Origin of the sequence: Psychroflexus planctonicus, from assembly GCF_014640195.1 — a bacterium.
In the GTDB taxonomy this organism is placed as follows: Bacteria; Bacteroidota; Bacteroidia; order Flavobacteriales; family Flavobacteriaceae; genus Psychroflexus; species Psychroflexus planctonicus.
The window spans coordinates 125,688-134,547 of sequence record NZ_BMGM01000011.1; the positions used below are offsets into that span (position 1 = coordinate 125,688).

6 protein-coding genes and 2 pseudogenes are annotated in these 8,860 nt (G+C 33.9%); 3 read left to right on the forward strand and 5 right to left on the reverse strand.

Annotated elements, in window-relative coordinates:
• From IEV72_RS12015 to IEV72_RS13790, 3 genes and pseudogenes are all read right to left on the reverse strand, one after another.
• Positions 1 to 1,200 carry a restriction endonuclease subunit S gene (locus tag IEV72_RS12015; protein WP_188459358.1) on the reverse strand — a complete coding sequence of 400 codons (1,200 nt, stop codon included), beginning with the start codon at positions 1,198 to 1,200 and terminating at the stop codon, positions 1 to 3.
• A 1-nt stretch (position 1,201) separates the two neighbouring features.
• Positions 1,202 to 2,770 (reverse strand): type I restriction-modification system subunit M, encoded by a 1,569-nt coding sequence (locus IEV72_RS12020; protein WP_188459359.1) that lies wholly within the window; start codon positions 2,768 to 2,770, stop codon positions 1,202 to 1,204.
• Positions 2,771 to 2,875: 105 nt separating this feature from the next.
• Positions 2,876 to 3,153: pseudogene (locus IEV72_RS13790) on the reverse strand (transposase); the annotation flags it as partial.
• Positions 3,154 to 3,425: 272 nt separating this feature from the next.
• On the opposite strand from IEV72_RS13790, the gene IEV72_RS12025 reads away from it, so the two are divergent.
• The gene (locus tag IEV72_RS12025) at positions 3,426 to 4,979 is read left to right on the forward strand and encodes a hypothetical protein (protein ID WP_188459360.1); all 1,554 of its coding nucleotides are present in this window, start codon (positions 3,426 to 3,428) and stop codon (positions 4,977 to 4,979) included.
• A 220-nt stretch (positions 4,980 to 5,199) separates the two neighbouring features.
• On the opposite strand, the gene IEV72_RS12030 is transcribed toward IEV72_RS12025, so the two are convergent.
• Together IEV72_RS12030 and IEV72_RS12035 are read right to left on the reverse strand one after the other, a co-directional pair.
• Positions 5,200 to 6,960 carry an Lcl domain-containing protein gene (locus tag IEV72_RS12030; RefSeq protein ID WP_194428404.1) on the reverse strand — a complete coding sequence of 587 codons (1,761 nt, stop codon included), beginning with the start codon at positions 6,958 to 6,960 and terminating at the stop codon, positions 5,200 to 5,202.
• A gap of 97 nt (positions 6,961 to 7,057) precedes the next feature.
• The gene (locus IEV72_RS12035; protein WP_188459362.1) at positions 7,058 to 7,549 is read right to left on the reverse strand and encodes a T9SS type A sorting domain-containing protein; all 492 of its coding nucleotides are present in this window, start codon (positions 7,547 to 7,549) and stop codon (positions 7,058 to 7,060) included.
• A 392-nt stretch (positions 7,550 to 7,941) separates the two neighbouring features.
• Here IEV72_RS12035 and IEV72_RS13770 point away from each other — a divergent pair.
• Both IEV72_RS13770 and IEV72_RS12045 read left to right on the forward strand, forming a co-directional pair.
• Positions 7,942 to 8,317 (forward strand): annotated as a pseudogene (locus IEV72_RS13770) (transposase); the annotation flags it as partial.
• A gap of 121 nt (positions 8,318 to 8,438) precedes the next feature.
• Entirely contained in the window at positions 8,439 to 8,807 is a 369-nt protein-coding gene (locus IEV72_RS12045; protein ID WP_188459363.1) for a T9SS type A sorting domain-containing protein, read from the forward strand.
• Positions 8,808 to 8,860 lie beyond the last annotated feature (53 nt).

An 8,860-nucleotide genomic window follows, 5' to 3' on the forward strand; every position in this document is an offset into this window, starting at 1 on the left:
CTACACAAACATTTTCTGTAATAAACCTTTTTTAAAGTTTTGGGTCTGCTCCAATTGCTCTTGGGTGTGCGCTATTTTTTGGTCGATGCTACTTAAAAAATTAGCGATTTTGATTTGTTCTTCAAAACAAGGCAAATCCACAGTTATATTTGAAAAATTTTTACTTGAAATTGTAAATCTGGTGCTACCAGTTGCAAACTTTGAAATTTGCTTTAAAACTTTAGGTATATTACAGAAGTAATGAGAGTACAATAAATTTAATTTTATATTGGGTCTAAATCGTATCAAGTGATAGCTAAATACAGCATTTTCAATATTTTCAAAAATGACAACTGAGTGACCAATATCAGATGGTGTTTCAGAACTAGGTGTAAATAAAATATCTCCCTTTTTAATGTTTGATGATTTAATTTGAGTGACATTTGCAGTAACAACTTGAAATGAATTTATATTTTCATTATTTATAGTTTTATGCTTGTAAACATCCATATAATTAATTAGAAAAACTTCATTTTGATCATTTTTGGATTTTTTGTCAACACTACTAGTTTTAAAAACACCTATCTCACCCAACTTCTTCTCTTCCCATTCAAGAAAGTCATTACCATCATCATCTTTAAACCGCAGTTGCTGACTAAACAGCTGTTGCATTACGCCTTTTTTGTATTGCTCTAAAGCCGACACTTTTTGTTGGAGTAAGTCTATTTTACGATCGACTTGGCTTAAAAAATCGGCTATTTTTTGTTGTTCGGGGAGTTGGGGAAAGCTAAATTTGACAGATTCAATATTCGATATTGATAAGCCTGGTTGTGCCTGACCAGTAGCATATCGATTCAGCTTAAGGATTTTTAAAGTATAAAATAGAAAGTCTGTATCAATATCTTTTTCATGTTTGACTACAACTGCGTGTTCAGTAGCATGAAATTTACCTTCAACAAGTTTTACATTTCCGCAAAGTGCACCTTGACGACCAATTAGAGAAAATTTCCCAACATGAGTAAATGATTTTGTATAGCCTCTTAAACCATTTCCTCCATAACAAGGGTAGTTGTATTCCGTTTCTATATCTTTTATTTTTTTTGCAGGCACAAAATTACCTGCTTTCATATTTGATGATTTTCCTAGGTTACTTATTTTCCATTCCCCTTCAAATTCAGGAAAGCGTAATTCAGGCACGTTAGTTTCAGTTGAAGATTTCATCTTAAAATGGGGTTTTTAAGTTCAACTCTTTGCAGTAGTTTTCAATTTCTGAATCTACTTTGGTGATGTCTTGGTTCAGTTGCTTCAATTCTTGGCTAACGGCATCTAAATCTATAGGTTCTTCTTCTTCAAAAGTATCTACATAACGAGGTATATTTAGGTTGAAATCGTTTTCTTCCACTTCTTTTAAATTGGCTACATAGGCGTATTTATCTATATTTTCACGGGTTTGATAGGTATTAATGATTTTATCTACATGCGCTTCGGTTAGGTAATTTTGTGTTTTTACTTTTTCAAATTCCTGAGAAGCATCAATAAATAAAATATCCTGGTCGTTTGGGCGGCATTTTTTAAACACCATAATGCAAGTCGGTATGCTGGTGCCATAAAATATATTGGCGGGTAAACCAATTACCGCATCGAGTTCGTTTTTTTCTTTAATGATAAACTCACGAATATGGCCTTCGGCTGCGCCACGAAACAATGCGCCATGGGGTAAAACTACAGCCATGGTACCTTGCTCGTCTAGATGATACAACATGTGTTGCACAAATGCATAATCGGCTTTCGATTTGGGTGCGAGTTTACCATAATGGCTAAAACGTTCGTCGCCTAAAAACAAATCGTTGGCAGACCAATTAGCTGAAAATGGCGGATTGGCAACAATGGCTTCAAATTTCTGGTCAAAATGCTGTGGTTTCTCCAAGGTATCTTCTTGCCGAATATCAAAACGCTTGTAATGCACATCGTGCAAAATCATGTTCATGCGCGCTAAGTTGTAGGTGGTTCGGTTGAGTTCTTGTCCAAAAAATTGCGCTACGTTGGTTTCTTTAGCCACACGCAACAACAACGAACTACTACCACAAGTGGGATCGTACACCGATTTTATTTTGTCTTTACCAAGGCTAACGAGTTTAGCTAAAACTTTAGAGACTTGTTGTGGGGTGTAAAACTCGCCTGCTTTTTTTCCTGCTCCACTGGCAAACTGCGCAATTAAATATTCGTAAGCATCGCCTAAGACATCGCTTTCGGTGTCTTGTAATTTAAAGTCAATTTTATCTAAATGTGCCAAGACTTTAGCAATTAACGTGTTTCTGGCATCAACGGTTTTTCCTAATTTGGTGGAGTTGAGATCTAAATCTTCAAACAAATTACCAAAATCGTCTTCAGAATCCGTTCCCATGGTACTTTGCTCGATATTATTGAGAATAGCCGTCAGGTCTTCGATAATAAAATTGCTTTGGTCAACCGCTTTTTTGTTACCGCGTTTGGCAATTTCAGAAAACAATTCATTTGGCATTAAAAAGTACCCCAATTTTCCTAAAGCTTCTTCCCGAACGGCATCAAGGTATTCGGCATCGGTAGCATCATCAGGATTTAAATCTACAAATTGAAGGTCATCATCCTTTAATACTTCGTCTGCATAAATGTGCATTTTTTCAGATAGGTATTTAAAGAATATAAAGCCTAAGATATAATCTCGAAACTCGTCTGCATCCATTTTTCCACGGAGTTCGTTGGCAATATTCCACAATTGAGTTTCGAGTTGTTTTTTATGGTCTTCGGACATTTGTTTTTATTTGGTTTTAGAATGGTCTAATTTAGGGTTTTTGTATTTGTAAAGCTAGTATTGGGTTAGAATTTCGAGTACAGAATGTTCTTAACCTGAGTTCGATTAATCAAATATAGTTGTTTGATTAGTATTCAGTGTATTTTTAAAATGAAGAGATGCTTTCTTATCAAAAAACGAATATGCTTTAAGCCTAGATATAAGGTTTGTTATAAAATTGCCGATTGATCTATTTCTTGAATGTTCATTTTGAAACATCTGACTGCCAGTACATCATTTAGCATTTCAATATCTGATCTTTTTCAAAGTAATATTTTTCATAAAGAGTCATTAAATCTATTTTTTATATGGTTACAAAGCTGAGTAATGATGTGTAAAAAATCATTATTGTAAAAGTTTCGTTCTGGCTCATAACAGCAGGTCTTTTAGGCTTGTTACCTAAATTGTGGTTCTGTAAAAAGAAGAGTGAATTTTTGAGTGAACTCGACTACATGAAAAAAAATAGCAGTAATTTTGTTTTAAGGAATCATAAGATGTAGCTTTTTTATGATTGAATTCCAATACACTGAATGTAAAGCTATTCGCTTTTTTATGTTTTAAAAAAGCGTTCATATTAATCGAACTAAGGTTAATAAGTCAAGAAATTTAAATTAATATGTTGAACACTACTATTAAGCCTGTTATAATATTATTCTTGTTAGTAAACTTTATGGTTTCATGTGAAGCTGACGACAGCATACCTGCAATACCATTAGATGATAAACAAATAAGTATTGAAACACCAGTTAATCATGAATCTTTCCAGCCAGAAAGTGAGATTAGTTTTATGGGAATATTATCATCAGAATCTAATGTAGATTTTACAAAATTAAATTTTACATGGTCTAGCGATAAGGATGGAGTTTTTTTTGAAGGCTACCTTAACACCGAAGGAATTTCTACTATTATAGATAACAGCCTTAGTCCCAATATTCATAAGATTAGCTTTTCAGTCACTAACGAAAACGATTCAATAATATCTGATGAAATAGAAATCTTTAAGGTATTAAAACTTTTGCCCCTAGAGAAAACTAATCATTCAATAGAAATTTCCTGGGAAACTGCAGATATTGAAAATTTTGAATCATTTGAAGTATACAGGTCCACATTTATTGATGTAAATACAAATAATGAATTAGTTTTTACAACAGATAATATAAACACAAACACCTTCATTGATAGTACAGCAAGACTAGGAAAAAGACATTATTATAAGGTTTTTGCCAAGAGAAATAACAATAATGTCCTGATAGAAAGTAATACCGAATCGATACAAGCTGGAGACTTTATTAATGTTAATTACCCCATTTCAAAATTAATTTTTGATGACTCCAGACAATTGATTTATGGGATTGTTGACACAAATGAATATGGTTATAGCGGCGATTTGGGTCTGGTAGTCATTAATCCTCAAACTAAAACAGTAATTGATAGATTATTTGTACCCCTTAGATTTTTTGATATAGAAATTGATCCTAACTATAATTACTTATATGCATCAAATGGTGGAGCAATCCGTAAAATTAATTTAGACAACTATGATGATTCTTCATTATTGTTCTTGTCTAATCCAGCAAGGAATATTGAAGTGTCAAGCAATGGTAATTTGTATTATCATATTATAGGTAACAGTACTCAATTCAGAATTTATGATATTATAAATAATGTAGATGTTCCCTATCAATCCACAATGAGTTATGCTCAATCTAATTTTTATAGAGGAGATTTTGTACTGGATAACAATAACATAATTTACCACGGCGAAAGCCTAATTACTGGATGCGATCTTAATAAAATAGAAACTAATAATAATGTTTTTTCACTTTTACAAAATAAAAGTACTACGGAATTTATGAAGCCCAGAATTATCTTAAGAAATAATAAGTTGTACTGGAACCATCTGCTTTTGGATTTAAATTTTAATATCCTGGCGACATTCCAAAATGAATTTAATGAGAGTTTTATACATGACGTATCGCCAAATGACACTTATGCTTTAGGTAGATCAAATATATTTCACACAACAGATCAAGATGTTTTAGAGAAAATTCCTGCAATATACGATGCTGGAATTTTTATTGATGAAAATAAAGTTGTCTTGTACAAAAACGAGCCTCAAGATTCTAATGATATAGAAACCCTAGTGATTTTTTACAACATAGATGAATAGTCAGCCTGCGAACATTATAATTATTAAATTTAACCCAAATTGATTATGGTCTTCATCCTGAGTTTGCTTTGATTTTTACTCAGTTAAATTCATGCTATAGTACAAGACATTATTTACAGCAAATTAGAAATTAAATCTTGGTGTATTGAAATTAAAATGGCGGAAAATTTGATAAAAAATCCCGCCAAAAATGCTTTTAAAAGTCTCAACCTAGAAACATTTAAAATCTTCTCACTGCTCTTACTCTGTAAGAAGACAATTTATTATTATTTATAGTATTTCCAGTATTGAAGGATACGCCTTGCGCACTGATATTATTGTTTTCAGTGGAACTCCAATAAGTAGATAGACTATTAAACGAGCCTAAATCTTGTGCATGAAGGTTCAGGTACATTTGGTCTAACTCCTGGCGTGCAGGCAAAAACCAGTCATCAAATCCATTAAATGAATAATTGTTACATAATCTAGCTGCTATGTTTGTTCCAGTACAATTATCTACAATATCTTGTGTGTTTTGGGGGCCGTTTCCTATAGCGCTTGGTTGGCTACCAGGAATTAAGCTACCAGAACAACCCCAATCAGTGCCTGTTGACAAATCTACTGGATTTGCTTCCATATAGCGCCACCCATTACTGTATGATCCTTTATCATAAAACACCAAACCACCAGCTGGTCCTGTATCACCAAGCTCGTAAGAAGAATTCGTTTGAAAAGATACTTCGTTGCCATAAATTGTTCCACTGTTGTTAGTAGCATAAGCTCTAACATAATAAGTCTGACCAATGGCTAATCCTGTAATTGTGGTATTAAAACTCCCTGTTCCGTCTCCAACTATTTCAACATTATCAGTTAAATTAGGCGAAGGACTTGTATCATAAACGAAACCACGTTCAGTTACAGCAGAACCACCGTCAGAAGTTACATCGCCACTAAAATCAGCTTCGGTTGGACCAATATTTGTTACAGGTTCTGTTGTAACAGTCGCATATCCAGATCCCATCCATTCAGGTGTTCCATTTACATTAAGTTGAAGTACTTGACCAGGGGAACCAACCGGCACAATTACCCATTCTGAACCATCCCAATAAAGCATATCTCCAGTATTATTACCTGAACTAGCTATACCTTGTGGGCCTGTTAAATCTGAAGTGGTAAAACTACTACCGTCACTAAAGTTAAATGTAAATGTTCCGTCATTGTTATCGGTCGTAGATGTAATTCCTACACCATCTTCGCCGTCTTCGCCATCAAGACCATCGTTGCCAGGTGTGCCTATCGGGCCTTGTGGGCCTGTTAAATCTGAGGTGGTAAAACTACTACCGTCACTAAAGTTGAGTGTAAATGTACCATCGTTATTATCGGTCGTAGATGTAATTCCAACACCATCATCGCCATTTTCGCCATCAATACCATCATTGCCAGGAGCGCCTATCGGGCCTTGTGGGCCTGTTAAATCTGAAGTGGTAAAACTACTACCGTCACTAAAGTTGAGTGTAAATGTACCATCGTTATTATCGGTCGTAGATGTAATTCCAACGCCATCATCGCCATCTTCACCTGCCGGTCCTGGTATAGAGCTACCAGACTCCTTCGCATATAAAGCATAAGGAACACTTATCAACTGACTTGTTCCTGTAATATTATAATTTGAACCGCCTGTTGGGTCAGTTTCAGTTTTAATAAAATAAGGACCAGTTGACCAGTCAATAGTTGTAAAATTACCGCTAATTACTGTTCCTGTTCCAATTTCAACACTCACTAAGCCGTTTACATTAGTGGTTGGCGTTTGGGTTTCTTGATAAACTACGTTACCGTTATCACCGCCTTGCAGGATACTTAACTGCATACCAACTTGAGTATTAGCAACTAATTCGTTAGCACTTTCTCTAACAACAGCTTGGTAACTCATCTTTTCTGGGGTTTGACCAAAGACGTTTGTAGCCATTAGTATGCTTACTAAAATAGTAAATACATGTTTCATTGTTTTCATGTTTTTAATTTAACTTCGTTTTGTTTGTTTTCGATACGCTTCGCTATCGGGACTAATTAGACTATGTATTTTTCTCAAAAATACTATATCATTGGGTTTTAATTACTTTAAAGGATTGTACGTTTTGGCTTTCTTCATTTTGTATGTGAAGGATGTAAGTGGCTGAAGGTAAACCTGATGTGTTTATTTGTGTTTGTTTACTTGTAATTTCACCTTTCTTTAAAGCTTTGCCTAGTATGTCGTAAAGCTGGTAAGAATACGCCTGGTTGTTAAATTCGTTTAATTGCAAGGTTAAATTACTAGTAGTAGGATTTGGAAATACATCAACCGAAATAGAAGTCCTAACTTCCTTTATAGCTAAACTGTAAATTTCATAGGCTTGTTGCACACCTTGAGCTGCACTACCATTACTCGCTGTGTTTGTAGTGTAAACTACCTGACCTACACTGTAAGCAACTGTACCACCACTGCCCGATGCATCACCCCCTGAAGTATTGATTGACTCTTGAGCTTGTGCTAAACTAATCCAAAACAATATTGTTGTTAGAAGTACAACGGACTGGTTTAAATTTTTTATCATCTTTTAATTACAAATTTAGTTAAAAATTTAAAATTTTTTAATTGTTAAAGCATATTTAAATTCATTGCATTCACATCTTTATAATCTGAGTTCGATTAATATTTTTGAAAGTTTTATTGCAAAAAAAAAGAAATAGCTTCATATTTAAAGTGTTGAAATTCATATATATAAAAGCTATTTCTTATCATAACTTGCACCAAAATTACTGATATTCTTGGTCTTGTCGATGAGTTTACTCAACAATTTATTCCCTTTTTACATAAACATAGATTAGGCAATAAGTCTAAAACACCACCTGTAATGAGTCAGAGTGAAATTATAACAATTATGATTTTATTTCACCTCAGTGGCTTTCGTTGATACAAGTTGCTGATAGGGAACAATTAAAAAACGAAGGGTTTTTAAAAGGAATATTTGGAAAACTATTTGCCGATAAAGGATACATTTCTAAAAAGCTTGAGAAGCTTCTATTTGTTGAGGGTATACATCTCATTACTCAACTTCGTAACAATATAAAACAGCCTAATGACTCTTTCTGATAAAAGATTACTTAGAAAATATCTGTTATTGAAACAGTAAATAATGATTTAAAAACAACTTTTCTCACGGCAGTCAAGTGTGTCAAGTTGAACATTCGAGACATAGATTTATAGGCAATTTATTACAAATCTTTTATCAGGGCTGAATGCGAATTTATTTTTTTACAAAAAACCATCGCTTAACTTAAAATACGCATTGGCTACCAATCAAAAAATTGTATTCGATTAATCGGACTTAGAATTTAAAGATTTTTTTTTATTGGAAACAAAATTATCACTTTACCGCCAACTTATCTAGTTTTGAAACAACAGAAGTTTATTTAGTAGATGCGTATTTAGGTACGGAGACTTTGTTAGCAGATGGCGAAGCGTATCACTTTAGTGTTGATGCCAATGTAGCGGAATCGCTAGATAGTCAACGTTTTTCCTTAAAGTTTGATGCAGAAACCATGAGCATGGAAGATGTGGACAAGAAGTTGTTTAGCCTCTACCCTAACCCAGCGGTAGATGTAGTGCAACTACAAAGCAACTTGACCTTAACAGACAAAGCAAATGTAGCTGTTTACAACATGCTAGGACAACAAATGCAAATTAAAGCAGAAGCAATGAGTAATACCAACTTGCGCTTAAGCTTAGGCCATTTAGTCTCTGGTGTATACATTGTACAACTTACCGACCAGGAAGGCAATAGCTACACCCAAGAATTAATTAAAAAATAAAGAGATCATGCAGAAATTAAATATAAAATTAGGTATCGCAATTAGCTTACTTT

What these genes read in the sequence shown, in the direction of transcription:
- IEV72_RS12030 (WP_194428404.1), bottom strand. Translation starts at nt 6,960, where the DNA reads ATGAAACATGTATTTACTATTTTAGTAAGCATACTAATGGCTACAAAC.
- IEV72_RS12015 (WP_188459358.1), bottom strand. Translation starts at nt 1,200, where the DNA reads ATGAAATCTTCAACTGAAACTAACGTGCCTGAATTACGCTTTCCTGAA.
- IEV72_RS12035 (WP_188459362.1), bottom strand. Translation starts at nt 7,549, where the DNA reads ATGATAAAAAATTTAAACCAGTCCGTTGTACTTCTAACAACAATATTG.
- IEV72_RS12025 (WP_188459360.1), top strand. Translation starts at nt 3,426, where the DNA reads ATGTTGAACACTACTATTAAGCCTGTTATAATATTATTCTTGTTAGTA.
- IEV72_RS12020 (WP_188459359.1), bottom strand. Translation starts at nt 2,770, where the DNA reads ATGTCCGAAGACCATAAAAAACAACTCGAAACTCAATTGTGGAATATT.